This window comes from Chitinophaga sp. Cy-1792, from assembly GCF_011752935.1.
Taxonomy (GTDB): Bacteria; Bacteroidota; Bacteroidia; order Chitinophagales; family Chitinophagaceae; genus Chitinophaga.
Map to the genome: position 1 here is coordinate 880,145 of NZ_VWWO01000003.1, position 23,895 is coordinate 904,039.

Annotated in this window: 13 protein-coding genes; 10 read left to right on the forward strand and 3 right to left on the reverse strand. The window is 41.8% G+C overall.

Features of this window, described 5'->3' with window-relative positions; all coding sequences use genetic code 11:
- Window positions 1-29: 29 nt before the first annotated feature.
- The gene (locus F3J22_RS28910; RefSeq protein WP_167021450.1) at window positions 30-2,651 is read right to left on the reverse strand and encodes an outer membrane beta-barrel protein; all 2,622 of its coding nucleotides are present in this window, start codon (window positions 2,649-2,651) and stop codon (window positions 30-32) included.
- Window positions 2,652-2,816: 165 nt separating this feature from the next.
- Between F3J22_RS28910 and F3J22_RS28915 the strand changes: the two genes are divergently transcribed.
- From F3J22_RS28915 to F3J22_RS28950, 8 genes are all read left to right on the forward strand, one after another.
- Entirely contained in the window at window positions 2,817-5,336 is a 2,520-nt protein-coding gene (locus F3J22_RS28915) for a lanthionine synthetase LanC family protein (protein WP_167021451.1), read from the forward strand.
- Between the two features lie 125 nt (window positions 5,337-5,461).
- Complete coding sequence (locus F3J22_RS28920) at window positions 5,462-5,716, forward strand: hypothetical protein (protein WP_167021452.1); 255 nt, start codon at window positions 5,462-5,464, stop codon at window positions 5,714-5,716.
- Between the two features lie 207 nt (window positions 5,717-5,923).
- Window positions 5,924-6,181 (forward strand): hypothetical protein, encoded by a 258-nt coding sequence (locus tag F3J22_RS28925; protein ID WP_167021453.1) that lies wholly within the window; start codon window positions 5,924-5,926, stop codon window positions 6,179-6,181.
- Window positions 6,182-6,571: 390 nt separating this feature from the next.
- Window positions 6,572-9,235, forward strand: coding sequence for a S9 family peptidase (locus F3J22_RS28930; protein ID WP_167021454.1), 2,664 nt, complete (start codon window positions 6,572-6,574; stop codon window positions 9,233-9,235).
- A gap of 465 nt (window positions 9,236-9,700) precedes the next feature.
- The gene (locus F3J22_RS28935; RefSeq protein ID WP_167021455.1) at window positions 9,701-12,757 is read left to right on the forward strand and encodes a SusC/RagA family TonB-linked outer membrane protein; all 3,057 of its coding nucleotides are present in this window, start codon (window positions 9,701-9,703) and stop codon (window positions 12,755-12,757) included.
- A gap of 151 nt (window positions 12,758-12,908) precedes the next feature.
- Window positions 12,909-14,252, forward strand: coding sequence for a RagB/SusD family nutrient uptake outer membrane protein (locus F3J22_RS28940; RefSeq protein ID WP_167021456.1), 1,344 nt, complete (start codon window positions 12,909-12,911; stop codon window positions 14,250-14,252).
- Between the two features lie 321 nt (window positions 14,253-14,573).
- Window positions 14,574-15,902 carry a sulfatase-like hydrolase/transferase gene (locus tag F3J22_RS28945; RefSeq protein ID WP_167021457.1) on the forward strand — a complete coding sequence of 443 codons (1,329 nt, stop codon included), beginning with the start codon at window positions 14,574-14,576 and terminating at the stop codon, window positions 15,900-15,902.
- A 199-nt stretch (window positions 15,903-16,101) separates the two neighbouring features.
- Complete coding sequence (locus F3J22_RS28950; protein WP_167021458.1) at window positions 16,102-17,262, forward strand: TlpA disulfide reductase family protein; 1,161 nt, start codon at window positions 16,102-16,104, stop codon at window positions 17,260-17,262.
- 309 nt (window positions 17,263-17,571) lie between these two features.
- On the opposite strand, the gene F3J22_RS28955 is transcribed toward F3J22_RS28950, so the two are convergent.
- Both F3J22_RS28955 and F3J22_RS28960 read right to left on the reverse strand, forming a co-directional pair.
- Window positions 17,572-18,276, reverse strand: coding sequence for a 2OG-Fe(II) oxygenase (locus F3J22_RS28955; protein WP_167021459.1), 705 nt, complete (start codon window positions 18,274-18,276; stop codon window positions 17,572-17,574).
- A 75-nt stretch (window positions 18,277-18,351) separates the two neighbouring features.
- Entirely contained in the window at window positions 18,352-18,963 is a 612-nt protein-coding gene (locus F3J22_RS28960) for a GNAT family N-acetyltransferase (protein WP_167021460.1), read from the reverse strand.
- Window positions 18,964-19,107: 144 nt separating this feature from the next.
- Here F3J22_RS28960 and F3J22_RS28965 point away from each other — a divergent pair, with 144 nt between their 5' ends.
- On the forward strand, window positions 19,108-19,431 hold the full coding sequence (locus tag F3J22_RS28965) for a hypothetical protein (protein ID WP_167021461.1): 324 nt from the start codon (window positions 19,108-19,110) through the stop codon (window positions 19,429-19,431).
- A gap of 89 nt (window positions 19,432-19,520) precedes the next feature.
- Window positions 19,521-23,882: a CusA/CzcA family heavy metal efflux RND transporter gene (locus tag F3J22_RS28970; protein WP_167021462.1), complete on the forward strand. Its 4,362-nt coding sequence runs from the start codon at window positions 19,521-19,523 to the stop codon at window positions 23,880-23,882.
- Window positions 23,883-23,895: the final 13 nt, after the last annotated feature.

Below are 23,895 nucleotides of genomic sequence, written 5' to 3' on the forward strand. Positions count from 1 at the left end.
AGGCATCCGGCATTCCGGGTGCCTGTTTTTTATTTTTTATTGAACCGCCAGCTCAGCCCGATCATAAATGTATTAGGTAATGCCTGGTTGGAAGAATACACCACCGAGCCATTATTGACGGATGCGGAGATGGCATTGCCCTGCCTGAATATATCGTAGGCATCAATATGGCAGGTCAGGCGGTTATCAAAAAAGTATTTGGAGATAGTAGCGGTAGCCAATAATTGATTTTGACTAAGCAGGCTATTGTTACTTGATAAAAACCGGTATTGGATATCTGTATTGAATCTGAGCGAAGGGAGGATGCTAACGCCTGCATTTGCCTGTAAACCATAACTGAAAATATGGATGTTATTGGCATTGGCAGTGTTATAGTTAATACCGGTGAGCCCTATATTATTGTTGAATCTTAAAATGAAATTCTTTGTGGTGGAATATTCTAATCCTCCAGACAAACTGATGGATTTGTTGAAAGATTTTTGTAGTTCATTTTGATAGGAAGAAATGTCATTTACCAGCGAAATGCTGCTATTAGCATTAAATGACAATCGACTGGCCGGAAGTATCCATTTTTTGTCAATGGAGACATTGGTGGAATTCCCTCCATTAATGTTTACAGGTTGCTGGATTCGCCTGCCCAATTCATCAAAATACTGGCTATAGATGATTTTTTTATTGTTGGGGACGATCCCGATGGCTACGTCAATGTAACTGCCATTTTGTTTGTACGTGCTGTAACGCATATTAATGATTGCTTTTTGCATTGCCTGCAAGTTTGGGTTGCCTATGGTCAGTACGCTGGGGTTTGAATAATCAATAATAGTGATCAGCTGATCAGGGTTGGGTAGTAGTAAATCAGTTTGGTATTCAATATTAATAAACCGATAGGGGGTAAATGAGTATTTAGCAGTCAAGGAAGGCTGTGCGGTACGATACCTGGTACTTGTTTCTGTACCCATTACTTCATCTGTAATGAGTTGGTTTCGCCCAAAAAAAAACGAGCTTAAATAGATGCTTACCTTTTCTTTTTCAATATTCAGGTTTAAAAAGGCACCATAATTTGTATTCCTGTATTGATAACCATTTTTTAAACTATCGTTTTCCTGATATTTGGAAGTTAATGAATCGAAATCATAACCGGATCTGCTATTGTTGGATTGTTCATACTGGAGCCGGGGTGATATAAGCAGGGTTATGTCTTTATTGATCTGAGTGCGTAATTCCAGTAAAGGATAATAGGTCGTGTTTTTAAAATTACCTACATATTGGCGATTTGTATTGGATTGATTGGTTGAATCACCACTTGAATAAGTAAGTATAGATTCGTTACTCGAATTATTATTCCCCACCAGGACGTCAAAGCTAAAGTTGGCTGTCAGGGTGGATTTAAGTTTGATAAGATTTTTGCTGAATTGTAACTCATCCCTGAATTTATTACTATAGGTGGTGTTATAGGAGTGACTATTTGAAAAACTATATTTGTTACTGGTAAAATTGTCCACGGTGAAATTTGCTGTAGAGGAGCCATTGTTATTACTGAATTGTAGTTTGTTTTTAAGCGATTTGGTGGAGTCGAGTCTGATTTCAGCAATGGAATTGATAAAATTATTAGTATTGGTATTGGTACTGTAGGAGTTTTGATTGGTGATTAATGTATCTGTGTTGTTCAGAAAGGATTGCTGAGCGGAAATCGTACTAATCTTTGCCGTTGTATTGGTTCTTTGGAAATCCACTGAAAATTTTGATCCGGATTTATTTCTGAAGCTGGATTGTAGTATGAATTGTCCGGATGTTACAGGTGTATTGTTGGCAGGCCTGTTATCCGGATATCCATTCATATTAGAGTAATTGGCTATGATGGAATAAATCGCATTGGGATTGATACTGAAACCAGCCCCTTTGATATTATAGGTATTTCCGGAACCCATGGATAAGGAGGTGGTACCTGATAAGGTTTTTTTTTCTTTGTTTTTGGTGATCAGGTTGAGGACTTTTGTTTTGGGCTTGTTTCCGTTTTCACTGATAAACCTGTCATCTGTACTGATAATTTGTATCTTACTGATCAAATCTGCACTGAGGTTATTAGCAGCGATGCCCGCATTTTTACCGTAAAATAACATGCCATTTAAATTAATTCCCTCAATATCTTCTCCATAATATTTCATTTTTCCATCCGCATCAATGGTGAGGCCAGGTATTTTCCTGAATAAGTCAATCAGGTAAGCATTTTTTTCTAAGGGAATAGATCCGGTGTTAAAAGAGATGGTGTCTTTATTGATACTAACGGCCGGTGGCGTTCCTATTATCTTAACTTCCTGCAGTTTTATTTCATCGTTTTTTAATGCGATGTCACCAATATTGATAGTCCTGGAATTGCCATTTACCGGAACGGTAATGGAAGTTGGTTTAAATCCTATATGTGTAATAGTTAGTTGCAATGTTCCTCTTGCGGTGGTGTTAAAACTGAAAACACCTTTCTTGTCGGTACTGACCGTTGCAATAATACCATCTTTTACTGTTGCCTGGATATTGGCTCCCTGAACCGGTGATTCGTTGGCGCTTTCTATAATCCTTCCGTTAATGTGTACAGTATCAGTGACATGATCCTGCTGAAAAAATAGAAAGGAAAATAGTATCGGTATAATGCTCATGGTTTGTCAACTTTCATTTAATATATGAAAAGAGGCTGCGGCAGATTTTCATGGATAATAAATGTTCTTTTTTTCGGAATTTTTGTTGCACTGCGGTTTCAATACATTTTGTAGTAGCTACCTTAGTAACGTTGACGAACCAAAAAATAGCCGTAGTTACAGTTTATGGTAGATTATACTTATCGTTTAATTAACAACAACATACCATTTATTCAATCGGGCGGAGTAATGAAAATCGGGAATGTAGCCCTTCCGCATGAGTGGGTACTATTTGTATCAGCTGTTATAGAAGATTTTGAGACAGTACTCGACATTATGATAGACCTGTTTCGGAAGCGGAATGATGAGCTAGCGATTGAAATTCCAGGGAATAGTGATGAGTTGATTGGATTATTGAATGGTAACGCCGGATTTGAAAAGCTGGGTAAGGTTTTTTGTATTACGGTATCAAGGGGGGCAGATATTGGTGCTATTGCGGAAGAAGTGGTGTTGACTACAAATGGCATCAGGGGCATAGATATACCGACGGCTGAAAAACTAAGCTCCAATGTCTATGCGGGAATGGATAGGCCGCAAGTTAAACCCATAAAAAAAATATGGCCATTTAAACATATCAGTCCTATTGACAAAAAACGAAAAACTAATATTCCACCTAGGAATATCAAAATTAGAAAGTTGATCAGAGATGGGATTAAAGGGAGAACGTTTATAGGTACTTATCCTACCGGTTTTTTTAGTCGTGAAAGGGTTTTTGTTAAAGAGGGAAAGAAAAATATGTTTTTAGATAACGCTGGTAGGGATGTTTGTGCAAGGTTGGCGTTTGAAGCGGATGTACTACAGGTACTTCATTCAAAAGCCTCGGTTCCGAAAGTGGTGGACACCTTCATGGAGAACGAAAGATTCTACTTATTGCTTGAGCAAATAAACGGGTTGAGTTTTGACGTGGTAATTCGAAATACGTTGAAAAACACGACCTGGTGTTATTTGTCTCATAAAGATCAGTTATATATACTGGAATTGATTGCTGGTATTATTGATAATATAAAACGTATACATGAAGCAGGATATGCTCATCGGGATATATCACCTGTTAATTTTATAGTTGAATATACGGGTGGGATTAAAGTGATCGACTTTGAATTAGCGGTGAATGTGTTGGAGGGATACCCCAATCCAGCTAACTCTGGTTACACACCGGGATACACCGCGCCAGACCGCTACGATATTGGTGATTATTCGGAAGATATATTCAGCCTGGGGGCACTTGTTTTCTTCTCTTTGGTGGGAATTCATCCAATGATTATAGACGCGTTGAACCATGCAGAGTTATATCAACGGGCATTGCACTTGTCTAACGATAGAGAGATCGCAACATTGATAAGCAGTTGTTGTAATCAGGATCGGAATGAGCGGCCGGGTATTGCCGAAGTAGCAATACAACTATCAACAATATTAAAAAAATATAAGTCAAATGCGAACATACCCCAATCGAGTGAAGTCAAGATACCGATATCTTCAAAAGACCTGGCGCAACAATGCAGAAATTTTTATGAATCGAAGCTAAACCTGGAGGAAAATGGAAGATGGTTTGGTCTTGTGGAAACCGGTGACCTGATGTCGAGTTCATTCAGACATGAATTTGTCCTTTATCCCTGGTTGACCATAGGAGTATCCGGTCCATTGCTCCTGGCGTACCGGCTTGCCCGTTCGGGTGAAATGATCATTAACCGCGAGAGTGTGGTTTATAACAGCAACCTGGAGTATATGGTAAATGGAGTGGATCGATGGACAAATAAGTATCCTGGATTTTATGAAGGTACTGCAGGCGTAGGGTTGTGTTTGGCTGATGGGCTAGCTTGCGGTTTGCTGGATGACATGAGATCATTGGTGGTTCCTGCTATGAAAAAGTGCTACTCTTTCCTTCCCACTAATTATAGTTTTGCTACTGGTTTGTCTGGGATGGGATATTCATTGATTTTCTCTTTAAACGCGATAAATGATCCATCTTATAACAGCTTGTTGCAGCAGATTTTAGACGCAGTACTGGCTATACAGGATGAGCATGGCCGTTTAACCATATTTTCTAAGGACGAAGCCAACGATGTCGTCTTTAGTATGGATAATGGAATTGCTGGCATCCTTACCTTCCTGCTGGCTTATTATGCGGTTTATAAAGATGAAAAAGTAAGGTTATCCATTGATAGTATACTATCGTATTATACCCCCATCTTTATTAAAAAAGTCCTAAGCAAAAAGAGGCAGTTTGATCGGGATCAAATCAATACACTTGGTCGGGAGTTGGGTTTTGTGTTGGCATTGCTAATGTATAAAAAAGAGTGCGCTGATCCCCAATATGACGATCTGTTGAATGAAATACTTACAAAGATTCCTGATCACATTATTCTGAATGATTATGGGTTAAGAGGGATGTCTGGTCTTGGTCATTTATATCTGGAGGCCGCAACGGTGTTGGGTGATAAGGTGTGGAAACACAGGGCATCTTGGATTGCAGCTACTCTATTGAGCTTAAGTTCTTTTAAAGTGGATTATAGATTTTGGAAGACGGCATTTATTGTAGATACAACGATGGGTCTAATGAATGGTTCAACTGGTGTCTATAGTTTTTTAATGAGGTATAATTGTAGTAAGGATGAAAGTCGCCAAGGTAGGTGTGCCATATTCTGACAAAAATAAGTTTAAAATTATCCGGATAAGCTACCTGGAAAGTATTTCCTATGGTTTCAGGTAGTGCTATAACATCATAGGAAGTTACATCTTAATTTAGCTTTTTTTACAAAAGCATAATCATTATGAAACAAGCAAAATTCGCTCTCGCATCTCTGGCAGTATTAGCTGTTGCTTCATTTGCAATTGCATCTAAAGCAAAAACTCCTAAAGTTTTCTACAAAGCTTCTACTGATGCTAATAGTTTTTGCAGTGTGAAAACTACTCTGAATCTGACACTTACTACTGCTACAGTACCTGGTCAGTTTACAATTCTTACTCTGTCAACACAATCTGCACAAGCTACTTGCCCTACCATCAGAGTAACAACATCTGCATAAAAGTTTTAAAAAATTTTTATGATTAAGAGAAGCCGCCATTTATGGCGGCTTCTACTTTGGTAAGCCAGTGGTTTTTCGGAGGTAAAATGAAATGATCTCAAAGTTTGGGTAAGGAGAAGTGATCTTTTCTCAAATGTTTTCTGTCTTGGTCATATCATTTTGAGTTGTAAGAACTTTCCTCTTAATTAAGCCTTTAAAAAAATCATTATGAAACAAGCTAAATTCGCTCTCGCAACGCTGTTATTACTTGCTGCTGCTTCCTTTGCAATCGCATCTAAAGCAAAAGGAATTAAGATTTTCTATATGACTTCTATTGATGATGTTAATAATTTTTGTAGAGTGAAAACTCTGCAGCAACTTGAAATCACAACTGCAACCGAACCGGATAAATTCTTTATTACTACTATGGCGACACAACCACTTAATACTACTTGTCCTACCATTAGGGTAACTGACTACGCCTAAGATTTATTTAACTTTTCAAATTTATAGAGGCCAGTGACATTTAGGGAGAGGTTATTACATGATTTAATCGTTTGGGCAAGGTATATCTATTTTTTTCGTAATGTTTTTCTGTCGTATTAACCGTTGCATAACTTTTATATGCGACTAAATTCCTTACTTTTAGAAGGAAATAATGGATGTTGTTGTGGCAGCATCAAGGAGGTGTATGTCTGAATTTATGTTTGTTGAGACTCCTGAATTGTATATTCAGGTGGAAATTGTGTTTAGTGCCATGAGGCAATAAACGTTTTCCCTAAATTCCTCTTATTGGCCAGTTGCAAATTTAAAACGGTATTGTTATGTGTTGTAGATGGCGTCAAAAATATTCATTCATATAAATTTATCGACTTAATGTTCCTAAGAAAGTTTATAATTGTCCTAATTGCGAGTTTAATATTTATTGTCAGAACAACTCATGCGCAAATAGAAACAGCGATAGAAAGTTGGAAGAAAATATCTAGGGTGTATGACTACTCGCCTGATGGGAAATATGTAGTTTATGGTATAGAGATGGAAACTAAATCCGATACGAAGGAAACTGTTTTTGTGAAATCAGTTAAGTCGCCTTGGAAGTATGACTTGAATCATTCGTCGACTAATGTTAAAATTACTGGTGATAGCAAGTATAGTTTAGTGCAGACAGATGATGGGAGGTTGATTTTTGTACAAAATGGAATGCAATATACAGATCGTCAGAAACCAGTTGAATTAACGAATGTTGTTTTATTTTATTTGATTAAATCTTTAGATAAGTACTTAGTAGGTGTCCTGTCAAAGGAGGTAGGGGAATCAATGCATTTTTCTATCTATACACTTAATGGAAAAGTGATACTGGATATACCAGATACTTATTGGGTTTCGTCTTCTAATACAAATAAGATTATTGTTGCCTACTCAAATAGAGGTGGTACTACGCTTAGATGTATAGATGCTAACTTGAAGTCTACGGAGATAAGTATTAATATGAAACCGGGAAACGTTCGACCACTTGGATATGTGCAAAATGATAAAGCCCTTGTTATAAATACGCTGAATAGAGATATAAAGAATGTGTCCAATTTAGGGGTCTTAGATAGCGCTATTGCTATATGGAGATTTGAAGAGAATACGTTTAATGCCGTTAAGTTACATGTTCCAATTGATAGCATGATAATTAGCAATGTGTCAATTGTTGCTGATCAGAATAGTCAATTGAATACTGATAGAGGTATTGTCAAACTTTCTATGACTAAGCTTCCTGTCGAGAAGAAAGATGGTATTGGTGCTAAATTGAAGATATATGGCAGAGGTAATCAAACACAGGTTAGTAAAAATACCAATGCGAAAGATATTTTTATCCTGGCTGATTACCGAAATGGTGTTGGCTATACGATAAGTAATAATGCATTATTACCTTTAAATACAATAGAAAACTCGGTTATTTTTTCTGATTTGTCTGCTCAGGATACACAAAATGATACTGCTGAAAAGGCGCGCTTAGTTTATGCTAATCTTTCATCCGGAGTTGTCTCCGATTCATTGTTTACCAAGCAAAAAATAGCCCAAATGAGAACATTTGGTGATTTGAATGAGTCTCCGAATAAACGCTATAGAATAGGTTATGTTGATTCAATTAAGGCCTATGTGGCTTATGATAGGTGGTTGGAATGCACCAGAGTAATTACGCCTTCAAATGTTGATTGGGGAACCCCATATTTAAATGACTTTAGAAATGTAGTACGAGGGGTTGCCGCCTGGGATCCGGATAGTAATGGGAATATAGTGTGGATATATGATAAGTTTGATATCTGGAGAATAGATATTACGGGGAGGGATGCTGCTCGCTGTATCACAAATGGTTTTGGCCGGAGAAATAAAATTGTATTGACCTTTCAGGCTGCCAACGGAGCTAAGATAGGAGCCAGGATAGCTGATAAGTGGATATTGAATGCTTTCAAAACTGACACGAAAGAGAATGGTTTTGTTGCAGCTGGATTGGATGGCAAAGAACCTCAGATACTTTACCTGGGGCAATGCTTTTTTCAATGTGATGGCAATCTTGCTATTGATGGTGCCCATAATAAGGCTTTTTGGAAAGCGGCTGACAGAAATGAGTATTTAGTGTTCAAAACTGCCCCTAATAGTTCTACTAACATATATTATACATCAGACTTTAAGCATTTTGAGTTAGTGTCAGATGTTTTTCCAGAACAGCAGGAGAATCGCTATGAGACAAAATTGTTAAGTTGGCAAATTAATGACAGTACTACGTCCTATGGTGCATTATTTATTCCTCCCAACCTGGATACGACTAAAAAATATCCTGTAGTGATAAAGATCTATGAGAAACTTGCCGATAATCTGTTCATTAATCAGGAACCAGCTTATCTTGATAACGGTTGTACTTTGAACGTCTTTGATTATTTACATTCCGGTTATGCCGTATTTCTGCCTGATGTTACAGCTAAAGAGGGGGATCCTATGCCGGGGGTGCTGGCTTCTTTTGTGCCAGCATTAAATGCACTTAAAAAAAACAGATGGATTGATCCTGAAAGGATTGGATTACAAGGGTGCAGTTGGGGAGGGACGGAGGTGAACTATATTGTAACTCATTTCGATGGAATTCGGGCTGCAAATGCGGCTTCAGCATTTAGTAATTTTGTTACTAGTTATGGAGAAGTCAGCAATAATGGAATAGGTTTGGCTCCTTATTTTCTTTACGGTCAGGGCCGTATGAGAACTGATCTATGGAAGGGTTTAGATAAGTATATTCAAAATTCCTCCTATTTTCATGTGAAGGATTGTAATACACCATTGCTGATAATGCATACTAAGTACGACGATGTATGCTCTATAGAAACTGCCATTGCTTATTTTAATGCATTGCGATATTTCAAAAAAAACGTATGGCTTATTGAATATCTGGAAGGAAACCATGGGATATTTGGGGAGAAGGCGATCGATTTTAGCTATAGATTAAAGTCCTATTTTAATTATTATTTAAAAGATGAGGCCATGCCCGATTGGATGCAATAAATAGATTGGAAAGCATAAAATAAAATGAAAAGTTGTACTCTTTATCTAAATGTAGATAAAGAGTTTTATTTTATTATTGATCGCCTTATCGAGGCAGAAGTACCGTTTCCTGAATATTTTGTCAATTAATTATTTTACACTTGGCATGCCGATCATGACAAAGTTTTCAGATTCGTTGTGCACTTCGTATTAATTTTACAATGTCCATTACCGTTAGTGTTACTGATAAGATTGCTTGTTTACCTTGATTATTTCTAACTACCTGCTGAATTGAGTCTGATCCAGCATTGATCCAGGATAAAATGCTGCCAGTTAGGTTCCAATAATGGTCCCGTTAATGAACCGTTAACTAAAATAGATTTTTAGTATCCCTATTATTATCATCCCTTCTCATTATATAGATAATGATCCTAATTGGTTTCACCAGCTAGAATTTCCAACATGAGATATATAACTATACTAATATTGGGATGGATCCTGCTTTTCTACTTTTCTCCTGCAGGTGCATCTGTTCATACCTATGATTACAACGTTTACTTAACTATGCATATAGATACAGCCAATAATATGCAAGGAAAAGTAGTAGATTCAAGCGGAGCCCCTATTCCAGGGGCCACAATAATAGTGACAGGGACAAAAAATGGAACCACTACTAATGCACTAGGACAGTTTATATTGAAGAATGTGGCAAATCATACCAGGCTGGAAGTGCGCTGTATGGGGTTTGTAAACAAGGCAGTATTGGCAGAGCCCTATCTTTTGGTTACCCTGGATAAATCTACGAATAACCTGGATGAAGCCGTGGTATTGGCGTATGGTAGAACGTCGAAAAGATTCAATACAGGTAATATTTCATCGATTTCTTCACACGATATTGAAACCCAGCCTGTTAATAATCCATTATTGGCCTTACAGGGAAGGGTGCCGGGCATCTATATTCAACCATCCTCCGGAGTTCCTGGTGATGGAATGAAGGTCCGGATTCAGGGGCAGAATAGTATTATTAAGGGCAGTGATCCTTTTTATGTAGTCGATGGCGTACCCTTTATAGGTAGTAATTTTGTTGCATTTGGTGGTATTTTAGGTGATAACTGGAACCCAACCACTACAGCACCTCCACCAAGCCCGCTAGCATTTATCAATCCGGAGGATATCGCACGAATAGAAGTCCTGAAAGATGCGGATGCTACCAGTATTTATGGATCAAGGGCTGCAAACGGCGCTATTTTGATCACCACTAAAAGTGCTGCTGCCGGAAGAACCGCTGTGGATTTAAGAGCACAGGTGGGTACTGGCCATGTAACTGGGCGTGTCCCGGTACTCAGTACACCGGATTATTTGCAGATGCGGCGGACTGCTTATGAAAATGCCCCTGGTACTGTACCTGATATGATACTTGCTCCTGATTTGTTGTTATGGGATTCGACGGCCAATACAAATTGGCAGAATGTATTGATGGGGAATCAGGCTACCATAACAGATATTGCTGGGTCAGTATCTGGTGGCAAGGACTTAACGCGCTTTTTATTATCCGGTACCTATAGAAAAGAAACTACCGTTTTTCCAGGCGATTTTAATAACACCATGGGAGCGCTTCATTTTAGTATTACCCAAACTTCATCGAATAGTAAGTTCCGCCTGGTTTTCTCTGGGAATGAAGTCTATAATTATTCTAAGCTACCTACTACTAATCTGGTTGGTCCCGCATTGACTATTGCCCCGAATGCCCCCCCCTTATATACCCAAAGTGGTGATATTAATTGGGCGCCAGACCCCAATGGGAACAGCACTTGGATAAACCCATTCAATAATCCGGCAGCATTGCTGTTACAATATACAAGGAGTAATACCATTAATTTGATGAATAACCTGCAGGTGGGATATGAAATTGTAAAAAATCTTAAGATCACATCCTCGCTTGGATTTACTTATTTGACCGGAGATCAGTTTGGATATTTTCCGTTTAAGTCAAATACACCAGAGCTCCAAAAATCTGCTGGGCAATATGCCAGACAGGCTCAGTATGGTAATAATTACATGAAATCCTGGATTTGGGAACCGCAAGCCAGCTATTTATTTAATCATGGAAAATCCAGGATGGAGGCACTTGTTGGCGGCAGCATTCAAAGATCGAATACACAAACTTCTGGTATGCAAGGATACGGTTACGTAAATGATCAGGTGATGGAGAATCCCTTGGCGGCCTCCACCCTTACTTATGGCCCATTTCTTAAATACCTGTATAAATATGCGGCGTTATTTGGCCGCTTAAATTGGAATTATAACGAAACCTATGTCTTGACACTTACTGCACGAAGAGATGCTTCTTCCAGGTTTGGTCCTGGTAACCAAATGCATAATTTTGCATCTGCTGCTGGCGCGTGGATATTTTCAGAAAATACATTCATCAAACGTAATATCGGCTTTTTGAGCTTTGGGAAATTGAAGCTAAGTTATGGTACTACTGGAAATGATCAAATAGGTGATTATCAGTACATTGCCCTTTATACACCTTCTTATGTCTCCCCAATACCTTATCAGGGTATTTCAACTTATCAAATCAGTGGCTTGGCGAACAAAGATTTACAATGGGAGTCAACAAAGAAATTGAATACGGGAATTACCCTTGGGGTTTTCAAGGATCATTTGTTACTGGATGTCAATTATTACAGAAATGAATCATCGAATCAATTACTTTTTTCTCAACAGCCCTCATTTTCTGGTTATGGCGGGATTGCCATGAATTTGCCAGCAACAGTCCGGAATAGTGGATTTGAATTTTTGCTGACCGGTAATAATGTGAAATTAGGAAAGGTGAATTGGACATCTTCATTGAATGCAACCATACCAAAGAATGAATTAGTACGTTTCGCAAACTTTTCTAATTCTGGCTATCAAGGAACTTATATAATAGGAAAGCCAATTACCAGTCAAAAATTATATACCTATGCAGGTGTTGACCCAGCTACCGGCATTTATCAGTTTTATGATAAACAACATAAAATTGTCAGTGATCCAGATACGATGAATGCTTACTATAATACAGTTCCTACCTTTACTGCCGGCTGGAGTAATACATTTTCCTATAAAGGATTTTCCATTGACATGTTTTGGATGTATGTTAAACAGCAAGGGCCAAAAGGTTCCTTATTTGGTTATTTCGGATATGGTCCGTTCAATATGTCAGCCAGATACAAAGACTATTGGAAAAAACCGGGTGATGATGCAACATGGCAAAAGCCACTTGCGAATTTTGATGGGTTTGATGGATTTGGGAATTTAAGTAATTCTACTGGCGGAATTGAAAGTGCTTCTTTTCTGCGGTTAAAGAATATTGCTATCACTTATCAGTTTCAGAAACCAGTGCTGCAACGTTTGCATTTAAGCAACCTGTCTGTTTTTGTTTATGGTCAGAATTTGTTGACATTTTCTCCTTATAGTGGTTCAGATCCTGAGGTTAATAATAATGGAGCTCTACCGCTGTTACGAACGGTTACATTTGGCGTTAAGGTAGGATTATAAGTTCACGCACTTGTCAGACAATAGTATGTTGAATTCAAAACTCGATAAATTCATGATGAAGCATTTCAATTGCCGCAATCGACACATCATTATATTTGGTAGACCGTATATACTATTATGTTTTATAATGGGCCTAAACGCGTGTTCAAAGTTGGTAGATGTTCCTGTGCCGGTTACGAGTATTAGCACAGGGAATGTTTATTCTAACGATGCAAGTACCATCTCAGTTAGTACAGGAATATTGGCAGACCTGGCAAGAGAGAACATAAAAACGGAAGGGAACTTGGCCGCTACCTCCTTTTTCTTAGGCATGCTGTCGGATGAATTAACGTTAGGAATAACATCCAATACAGTATACTCTGCTTACTATTCAAACGCGCTTGGTCAACAGATTGGGGTAGGATATACAACTGGTTGCTATAAATACATATATCGCTGTAATACGATAATTGACGGCATTAATAATTATGGAAAAGACTTAACTCCGGCTGTAAAAAGTCAGGTAATAGGTGAAGCCTTGTTTTTGAGATCGCTGATGTATTATTATTTAATTAATATATATGGGGATGTACCTTATACTACTTCAATTGATTATGCGGTGAATAAGATCATTGCCAAAACTGACAAACAGACGATTCTGAAGAATTTAGTCAGTGATTTGATGTTGGCTAGCCAGGATCTGAATGATAACTTCCTAGACGTATCACTACTTAAAACTACTACAGAGCGGGTTCGGCCAACGAAAAGTGTGGCGAATGCCTTATTGGCAAGAGTATACTTATTGCAAAATGATTGGGTTAATGCAGAGCAAACTGCTACAGCAACAATCAATAACGCTATGTTTTCATTAGTCCCGCTAAAAAGTGTATTTCTAAAGAATAGCAATGAAGCAGTTTGGCAGCTCCAGACCGTCTCTAATTCGTATAACACTGATGAAGGATTTACATTTAATATTCTGACTGTTCCTGACAATAATCATCCTGTTTCGCTTTCTTCCTATGTTGTGAATCTGTTCTCCAATACAGATCAGCGTTTATCAACGTGGATCAGACCAGTTACCAATGGAGGAAAAATATACTACTGCCCTTTTAAATATCAAAGTTATAAAATAGCTGCACCTACAACTGAATATCGAACCGTATTTCGCTTGGGTGAGCAATTTTTGATAAGGGCGGAAGCCAGGGCACAACAGAATAAATTAGATTCCGGGTTGAATGATCTTAATAGAATCCGGCAAAGAGCTGGTCTGCTGCCGGTGGTGATACAATCTAAAGACAGTCTGATTGCCGAAATTTTAACAGAGCGGAGAAGGGAACTATTCACTGAATTTGGCGCCAGGTGGATAGACCTGAAACGAACCAATACCATTGATGCTGTGATGAGTACCGTGACCACTGCTAAGGGAGGCACCTGGAGAAAAGAGGCGGCGGTGTTGCCATTCCCAAATAATGACATAATAAGAGACCCTAACCTGGTCCAAAACCCTGGTTACTAAAAATACGTATATGCTATACAAAGTTTCTGTTTAAAGCAGACCCCAAAATCAGACTGGATAATTGAAACTTGGTCCAGCTGGATCTATCTATCATTTTTAATTGTTCTATACTCAGCTTTCATTTTCAAGGCCAACTGTTCCGTTGATGTCGCCTGGTTTCTAATAATGACTGTTCCCGTAGTCACTATTGGCCAGGCGATTCCTATTTTACCATATTTTGTCGTGTTTTTGATAAAAGCAGGTATTATCTTTGGCTGGTCCCCGCCAAGAAAGGGATATATGCGCATCTTACGCAGCAATCAACATGGTAAAGAGTAAACAATGAAGAAACTAGTTTTAAGTATGCTGCTGGCCACCGGAACCCTCGGTGCCGCCTATGCGCAGCAGCGGCCAAATGTAATTATTGTGCTCACCGATGATATGGGATACAGTGACCTGAGCAGCTTTGGTAATCCGCAGATACAGACACCTTTCCTGGACTCTGTTGCCAGCGTGGGCGTAAAGGCTACGGGCTATATGGTGTCGTCGCCTACCTGTACGCCTTCCAGGGTTTCCCTGATGACAGGACGTTACCCCACCCGGTCGCAGCTGAATTTCCCTATCCCTCCGGGCTATAAGATCGGCTTGCCGGATGAAGATGTCACCATAGCAGAAATGCTCAAAGCAGTGGGCTATAATACGCAAATGATCGGTAAATGGCATATGGGAGATATCCAGCCATATAACCTGCCTACTGCACAAGGCTTCGATCATTACTTCGGTATGCTGTACAGTCACGATTACCGTGCGCCCTATGTACAAACAGATACTACCATCAAAATATTCCGCGACAGAACACCGGTCATCTACAAACCAGAAGATACTTCGCTCACAACGCTCTATACCAATGAGGCCATCCGCTTCGTGGAGCAACAGCGTAAAGACAAACCTTTCTTCCTGTACCTGGCGCACAACATGCCGCACCTGCCGGTAGCTGCCAGCAGCAAGTATGTAGGGCATAGTGCCGGTGGTTTATACGGCGATGTGATTGAAGAGATAGACGGCAACCTTGCCCGCCTGTGGCAGGCGCTGCAAAAGAAAGGGATGCTGGAAAACACCATCTTCATCTTCACCAGTGATAATGGGCCATGGATAGATTTTCCGGACCGTATGGCCAAAGATGGCCACACCAAACCATGGCATGTAGGCAGTCAGAATGTATTCCGGGGACATAAAGGGGATACCTACGAAGGCGGCCACCGCGTACCGTTTATCGTATACTGGAAAAACCATGTTCCTGCCGGTAAAACCATCACCGATGCCTTTACAAGCATGGACATCATGCCTACCTTATCCCGCTGGACAGGCGCGCCTTTGCCTAAAGAGCGCCGCATAGATGGTGAGCCGGTAGACAGCCTCCTGACCGGTAAAATGGCGCATTACAAGCATTCTCCTATCTACTACGTGAACTACGGTGTAGCGGAAGCTATCCGCGTGGGCGACTGGAAATACCGCCGCACGGTAAATAAAACCACCGGCGAAAAGCTAGTGGAGTTATTTAACCTGAGAGAAGACTATAGAGAAGTGACCAACCTCGCGTCCCAGTATCCGGACAGAGTAAAGGAGCTGGCAGACTTATTAGATAAATACGATGGTATGTCGCCGAATTGATTCGTTTCATATGTTTTTTCCCGGAAAGTCCCCATGCCTTCGGCATGGGGACTTTCCTTTATAGGGGATCGCCTAGGGCGGTCCCCTATAAAGGAAAGTATTACGTTTTGCGGTACCAGTGGGAGAATACAATTATATCCGGTAAGCGGAGGTATATAGGGAAATTGTAGATTTGTTTTACCAAACCAACCTTAAAAAAATGAAAAAAACCATCCTTCTTTCCACCGCACTCTGTGCGGGTGTATCCCTGTTCGCACAGGAAAAACCTTACACCGTAAATGGTAAAATGCCTGCTGCCTATAATGGTGGTATCGTTTACATATTCTCCGGTGAAGGGGAGAATACTTCCAGGAAGTACATCGACTCCGCTGTCATTACCAATGGCGCATTTACTTATACCAATACAGCAGAAGAGTCTAAGGCGCTGACTTTCAGCTTTAACAACCACGACAAAGATCATCCGGTGTACGGCCGTCAGTCATTGTTCCTGAGTCCGGGTGATAAAGTATCGATCACACCTGCTGCAAAGCCCGCGGATACTGATTTCTTTGCTGGAAGTAAAGTGACTGGTTCCAAACTGAACAATGACTACGTTGGCTATAAAGCTGCGCTGACACCGGCAACCAAAGTAATCGACTCTTTACGCAAAGTAGGCATGGAGCGCATGAAAATCAATCCGAACGATACTACCGGGCTGCATGCTTTCAGTGATAAGTTTAACCAGGTATGGGAGCAGCAGTCTGACCTGCGCGACAAGTGGATCAAAAGCCATAAAGGCAGTTATGTAGCATTATACATGCTGGGTACACAAACCTCCAGGCGTATTGAAGATGTGAAACCAATTCAGGAAACCTTTGCTGCATTTACGCCTGCCCTGAAAGCTACGGAGCTGGGTAAACGTATCAACGGTGAAATTGAAAAGTCTGCTAAGTTTGCGCCAGGACAGCCAGCACCAGATTTTGCTGCTGAAACACCTGATGGTAAAACGCTGAAATTATCTGACCTGAAAGGTAAATATGTGCTGCTCGATTTCTGGGCCAGCTGGTGTGGTCCTTGCCGTGCAGAAAATCCTAACGTAGTAGCGGCTTATAACAAATTTAAAGATAAAGGCTTTGATGTATTGGGTGTATCACTCGACAGACCTGGTCAGAAAGCTGCATGGGAAGAGGCTATCGCGAAAGATGGCCTGGTATGGCACCATGTAAGTGAGCTGAAATGGTGGAATGGTGATATCTCTAAGATGTATATGGTTTCCGGTATCCCTACCAACTTCCTGTTAGATCCGCAGGGTAATATTGTGGCATCTAACCTGCGTGGGGAGAAGCTTGAGAAAACACTCGAGAAAATTCTGAATAAATAATACTGAATAATAATGCCAGGGCGTGTTGACCGTCCGCCTGCGGCGCTTTTTTTTTCTCGCAAAGCAGCATAAGCAGCAGAGCAGCCAAGGATTGTGTTTTATTGTTTAAGATCATAACTTGATAAAACAACAAAATGTTGGTCTTTGCTGCTCTGCTGCTTATGCTGTTATTAGGTTTGTAAAAAACAAACCTAAGCCTTACAAACAATAAAATGTAGGTCTTTGCTGCTCTGCTGCTTATGCTGCTTTGCGACCCCGCGAAGCGGAACATCAGCGCCGAAGGCGCACCTTTGCGTACTTTGCGAGCAACTACGTCAAAGCATCATGAAAAATAACCCCCAACGAATACCGTTGCCCACTATGCAACGGACTTACCCCATGTTTCATATTCACCCTGTAAAAACCATGGGTACCTTTTACCGGCCGGTAGTTGGTCGCGAAAAGCAGCATAGCGCCTTTGCCGGGCTTTAATACATTGGCTTTGGATTGTGCCCTTGGAATCTGTTCTGTGATAACGAATTCACCCCCTTCATAATCTTCACCGATCTGATCGAGCATAAAAACCATCTGTATCGGAAAAAATATCTCGCCATATAAATCCTGGTGAAGGGTATTAAAACCGCCGGCTTCATATTTTAATATCAGCACGGTGGGCAGCTGTTGTTGTTGCTGGTGGCATATTTCCTTCATTTCCGCATGTGTTTCCGGGTAGTGTACGGATAATTGCAGTTGCTGCATCCAGGTGTTGGCTACAGGGGCAATTTTTTCGTATATACTTTCCCGTAACTGCTGAATGATGGGAGGGAGTGGATAGCTGAAATATTTATATTCTCCTTTACCGAAACGGTAGCGTTCCATATGAATGACTTTCCGGTAATGGGAAGTGATGGTATAGTCGTTTTTCAGCTGCTCACATTCGGCATCGCTTAGCACATCGGGTACGATGACAAAGCCTTGTTGTTGCAGTGTGCGGGTGATTTCCGGCCAGTTGTGTTTGTCAGGATGCAATTGCATAATATATTGAATTGTCCTGCAAAGGTAGATGGGCGGCTATCGGTGGAAAACCCGAATCTTGCGATAGTATTTGATTTATATGATTTGTTTCATCTTAAATTTTTCTTTGGCTAATTTCTCCAGGCCGGTTTTTGTTTCGGGCCATTCTTCTTCGGTGATGCTATAGATGGCGCAGTTGCGGCGGCCGTCGTGGCGTATAACGATATTGCGTAATATACCTTCGAATTTTGCACCGATGTTTTCTATGGCGGTTCTTGACCAGGTATTTTTTTCAGCGGCGGTGAAGCCTACGCGGATGGTTTTTAATTCATCGAAGCAGTAGTTGAGCAGCAACAGTTTGCATTCCTCATTGTAGCCTTTGCCCCAGTAGGGCGGGATGAACCATGTCCAGCCGATTTCCACGGTATGGTGTTCGGAATGGGCGTTGAGGAAGCGGGTGCTGCCGATGACCCTGTTGGTGAGTTTGTCGATGATGATGAAAGGGTAGGCGACTTTCTTTTCCCTGTCTGACAGCGATTGCTGCAGCGATGAGCGAATCTCGCTTTCTGTTCCGCTGATGGGCATAAAGGTCCATATACGTGGGTCCAGGCTGACCTGTACAATGTCTTCAACGTCTTCTTCAGTAACAGGCATTAAAAGCACACGTTGTCCTTCCAGCATGATGGACTCGAGCATCCAGTCGTTCATAAGATGAGGTTTACAATGCAACAAGATATCAAAAATTTTAAAAAAGTGATGGCCTTATTTTTATATCTTTGCGGCCTTGTGAAAAGAGTATTTGCATACATATTATTTTTCATATTTATTCTGCATAATACCACAGTTGATCAATTGTTAAAGCTGCCTTTACTGGTGATTCATTACGAAGAGCACCACCGCTTAAACAACGACCTGACTGTGGGCGACTTCCTGTCTATGCACTATTGCGGCCAGGATGACCATGACGATGATGAAGACAGGGATATGCAATTACCTTTTAAGCGTGTCAATATCCAGGTATTGCAGCAGACCTATATACCACAGGAACGTGTAACCACGCTCCGGCAGCAGCAGGAATCAAATATTGCAGAAAAAACCTATCCGATCCTGAAGGATCATTATCTCCCCGAACCTGCTGTATCTTCTTTATTCCGCCCTCCCAAAGTGACTGCATAGTCATAAACTTTTTAAATAATCATGTAGTTATTCACTTGAGAAACAAGTGAAAGCATGTAATTGTACCATATTGATCTAAGATTTAGGATATGCTAAACAGAATTATTAGCTTTTCTGTAAAGAACAAGCTGATTATTGGCTTGTTTGTAATAGCATTGATAGGTTGGGGAGGGTATGAAGTTACCCGTCTGCCTATTGATGCCGTACCGGATATTACGGATAACCAGGTACAGGTCATTACTGTATCACCTTCTTTGGGCGCCCCTGATGTGGAACGCCTGATTACTTTCCCTATAGAACAGTCTTGCAGTAATATACCCGGACTAAAACAGATCCGGAGCTTTTCGAGATTCGGGTTGTCGCTCGTAACCATTGTATTTAATGATGATGTAGATGTATACTGGGCCAGGGTGCAGATAGGAGAGCGTTTGCAGCAGGTACAGCGCGACATTCCTGCCGGCGTTGGAGCGCCTGAAATGGCGCCGGTTACTACCGGGCTGGGAGAGATCTACCAGTATGTATTACGTCCTAAGCCAGGCTATGAAAGCAAATATGGCCCTATGGAGCTGCGTACCCTGCAGGACTGGGTAGTGCGCCGCCAGCTGCTGGGAACGCCGGGTGTAGCCGATGTAAGCAGCTTCGGTGGCCGCCTGAAGCAATATGAAGTGGCCGTGAAGCCCGACCAGTTAAAGGCCGCCAATGTAACCATCGCCGATGTATTCGACGCCCTGGCCAGGAACAATGAAAATACCGGTGGCGCCTATATTGAAAAGGGCCCTACGGTATTGTATATACGCAGTGAAGGCCTTACCCGCAGCATCGAAGATATCGGGAAAATAGTAGTGAAAACGCTGAATAACGGCATCCCCGTACTCATCAGGGACGTGGCCGACGTGCGCTTCGGCTCCGCTATCCGCTATGGCGCCATGTGTTATAACGACAAAGGAGAAGTAGCCGGCGCCGTGGTCATGATGCTGAAAGGAGATAACTCTTCTGCCGTTATCAAACGCGTAAAAGAAAAAGTCGCGGAAATACAGAAGTCATTACCCGAAGGGGTGGTCATAGAGCCCTTCCTCGACAGGACCAAAATGGTGAATAATGCCATCAGCACCGTAGAAACCAACCTGGTAGAAGGGGCGTTGATCGTGGTGTTTGTACTGGTATTCTTCCTGGGCAACCTACGGGCCGGACTGATCGTATCGAGTGTGATACCGCTGTCGATGCTGTTTGCCATCATATTGATGAACAAATTCGGCGTAGGTGGTAACCTGATGTCGCTGGGCGCCATCGACTTCGGACTGATCGTGGATGGTACGGTGATTATCGTGGAAGCGATCCTGCACCGGTTTACACATTCCAAAATATTCAGTAAGGTGACACAGATAGACCAGGCCACCATGGATAGCGAAGTAAACGCCAGCGCCGGCTCCATGATTAAATCTGCTGTTTTCAGCCAGATCATTATCCTGATCGTATACATCCCGATTTTATCCCTACAGGGCATTGAAGGGAAGATGTTTAAGCCAATGGCCTTAACCGTGGCTTTCGCCATTCTGGGGGCCTTTATACTATCGGTTACCTATGTACCGATGATGAGCGCTTTGTTCCTCAGCAAAAAAATAAGTCATAAGCCTTCCCTGGCAGACAGGATGATGGCATGGCTGGAGCGGAAATACCAGCCATTGCTGGGAAAAGTGATGTATTACCCTAAAACCATTATTGCTACCACATTGGTACTGTTTGGTATCGCTGTAATCATCCTGGGAAGAATGGGGGGAGAATTTATCCCGCAGCTGGAAGAAGGAGATTTTGCTGCAGATACCCGCCTGTTGACAGGTAGTAATCTGAATACCACCATAGAAGCCACACAACAGTGTTCTAAAATCCTGTTGAAGCAGTTTCCGGAAGTGGAAAAAGTAGTGACCAAAATAGGCAGTGCGGAAATTCCTACAGACCCAATGCCGCTGGAAGCCAGTGATATGATGGTCATCCTGAAACCTAAGAAACAATGGACTTCCGCCCATTCCTTCGATGAATTATCGGAGAAGATGACCAAAGCATTATCTGTAGTACCGGGCGTGAGCGTAGGTTTTCAATTTCCGGTGCAGATGCGTTTCAATGAGCTGATGACCGGCGCGAGACAGGATGTTGTTTGTAAGATTTTTGGAGAAGATTTAGATACGCTGGCCCATTATGCAAACAGATTGGGAGAGATTATAAAAACTGTAAATGGCGCCACTAACCTGTACGTAGAAACGGTGACAGGTATGCCGCAGCTGGTCATCACCTATAACCGTGATGCCATGGCCCAATACGGCCTCAATGTGAGCGATATCAACCGCGTGGTAAATACGGCCTTCGCCGGACAAGCGACCGGTCTCGTATACGAAGGGGAAAAACGCTTCGACATGGTCGTTAGGCTGGCAGATGATGTGCGTAAGAACACCAACGATGTACGTAACCTGCTCATTCCCACCAGGCAGGGAACGCAGATACCTTTATCACAGGTAGCCGCGATAGAGGAAACCGAAGGTCCCAACCAGATACAGCGTGAAAACACACACCGCAGGATTATTGTAGGCTTCAACGTGGCCGGCAGGGATGTACAGACCATCGTGAAAGAACTACAGGGAAAAGTAGCTGCAAAGCTGAAACTCCCTAAAGAATATAACATCGTATACGGTGGCTCTTTCGATAACCTGACCGCAGCCAAACAGCGTTTATCCGTGGTAGTGCCGGTGGCACTGCTGCTGATCTTCCTGCTGCTGTATTTCGCTTTTAACTCTGTGAAGCAGGGACTGCTGATTTATACCGCCATTCCGTTGTCGGCCATTGGTGGCATCCTTGCATTGTGGATGCGCGATATGCCTTTTAGTATATCCGCCGGCGTTGGATTTATCGCATTGTTTGGTGTAGCGGTACTGAATGGTATTTTGCTCGTCACGGAGTTTAATCACCTGCGAAAAGAAGGTTGGGATGATCCGCGAAAGATTATTATTCATGGCACTAAAGTCAAGCTGCGTGCAGTGTTGATGACTGCCCTGGTGCCGTCCCTGGGCTTTATCCCGATGGCCATCAGCAAGGGCGCCGGCGCGGAAGTACAGAAGCCGCTGGCAACAGTTGTAATCGGAGGTTTAATTATATCTACCATGCTATCTTTATTTGTATTACCGGTATTCTATATCCTTTTCGATAAAGGGTTCGGATATTTTAAAGGTAAACGTGTAATAACGGTGGTGGCTATACTTATTTTAAGTATACCAGCTACTTTGCACGCGCAGCAAAAGATCGGACTCGATGAGTCGTTGCAGCGTGCCCTGAAAAACAACCTGAATATCCAGGCGTCCAGGCTGGGAGAACAATACTATCAGTCGCTGAAGAAAAGCAGCCTGGATATAGATAAAACCAACGTCGCATTTGAGTACGGCAAGATCAACAGCGCTGCCAACGACAACCGCTTCAGTGTTTCCCAGGGCGTACAGTTTCCGACGGTATATAAACGTCAGCGTTCCCTGAACATGACCAATATTGAACTGAGCAAAACCAATACGCTGCAACGCGAACAGGACGTGAAGGCCATGGTGAAGCAGCTGTATTATGCCATACTGGTGATGCAGCACAGGGAGCAGTTGTTATTGCAGGCAGATAGTATGTATGCTGTTTTTTTACAGAAGGCTTCGCTTCGTTTTAAAGTAGGAGATACGGATATCCTGGAGAAATCCACTGCCGAAAACCAGCGCCAGCAGATCGCCAATCAGCTGACCGCATTACGTACCGATTATGCCGTGGCATTGAACCAGTTCCGTATGCTGTTGAATGAACCGGTGGTGGTAGTACCTGAACAGGACACCATCATCTATCATTTACCACAGCTGCCTGATTCCAGCGCCGTCGCCCATACGCCGCAGATGCAGCTACAGGAGAAACTGGTAACGCGCAGTGAGCAGGAATATAAGCTGGAGAAAAGTAAAATGCTGCCTAACCTGAACCTGGGATATAATAACATGTCTATCATCGGTTACCAGGATGTCAGCGGCCAGAACAAATATTTCGGTAGTGGCGACCGCTTTTCTTCTTTCAGTGTAGGCGTTGGCGTGCCGTTGCTTACCATTGGTCAGCGTAGCCGTATCAAGGCTTCCAACATCATGATGCAGCAGCAGCAACGGGAAATGGATGCCACCCGTATGTTGCTCAGTACCGAATTGCAGAATGCGTTGGAACAATACAACCGCAATACGGAGCTGCTGAAAAGCTATGAACAGGTGACCCTTAAAAATGCAGAACAGATCATCGCAGCGGCCTATAAAAGAATGCTGACAGGTGAAATCGGTTACCTGGACTGGGTGATCCTGATCAACCAGGCACTGGATATGAAAGGAAATTACTTCAATACAATCGAACAGCTGAATAATGCAGCATTTACTGTGGAAAGGCTGAGTGGAACCATTTAATAAACTGATCCCG

What these genes read in the sequence shown, in the direction of transcription:
- F3J22_RS28910 (WP_167021450.1), bottom strand. Translation starts at nt 2,651, where the DNA reads ATGAGCATTATACCGATACTATTTTCCTTTCTATTTTTTCAGCAGGAT.
- F3J22_RS28915 (WP_167021451.1), top strand. Translation starts at nt 2,817, where the DNA reads ATGGTAGATTATACTTATCGTTTAATTAACAACAACATACCATTTATT.
- F3J22_RS28920 (WP_167021452.1), top strand. Translation starts at nt 5,462, where the DNA reads ATGAAACAAGCAAAATTCGCTCTCGCATCTCTGGCAGTATTAGCTGTT.
- F3J22_RS28925 (WP_167021453.1), top strand. Translation starts at nt 5,924, where the DNA reads ATGAAACAAGCTAAATTCGCTCTCGCAACGCTGTTATTACTTGCTGCT.
- F3J22_RS28930 (WP_167021454.1), top strand. Translation starts at nt 6,572, where the DNA reads ATGTTCCTAAGAAAGTTTATAATTGTCCTAATTGCGAGTTTAATATTT.
- F3J22_RS28945 (WP_167021457.1), top strand. Translation starts at nt 14,574, where the DNA reads ATGAAGAAACTAGTTTTAAGTATGCTGCTGGCCACCGGAACCCTCGGT.
- F3J22_RS28950 (WP_167021458.1), top strand. Translation starts at nt 16,102, where the DNA reads ATGAAAAAAACCATCCTTCTTTCCACCGCACTCTGTGCGGGTGTATCC.
- F3J22_RS28955 (WP_167021459.1), bottom strand. Translation starts at nt 18,276, where the DNA reads ATGCAATTGCATCCTGACAAACACAACTGGCCGGAAATCACCCGCACA.
- F3J22_RS28960 (WP_167021460.1), bottom strand. Translation starts at nt 18,963, where the DNA reads ATGAACGACTGGATGCTCGAGTCCATCATGCTGGAAGGACAACGTGTG.
- F3J22_RS28970 (WP_167021462.1), top strand. Translation starts at nt 19,521, where the DNA reads ATGCTAAACAGAATTATTAGCTTTTCTGTAAAGAACAAGCTGATTATT.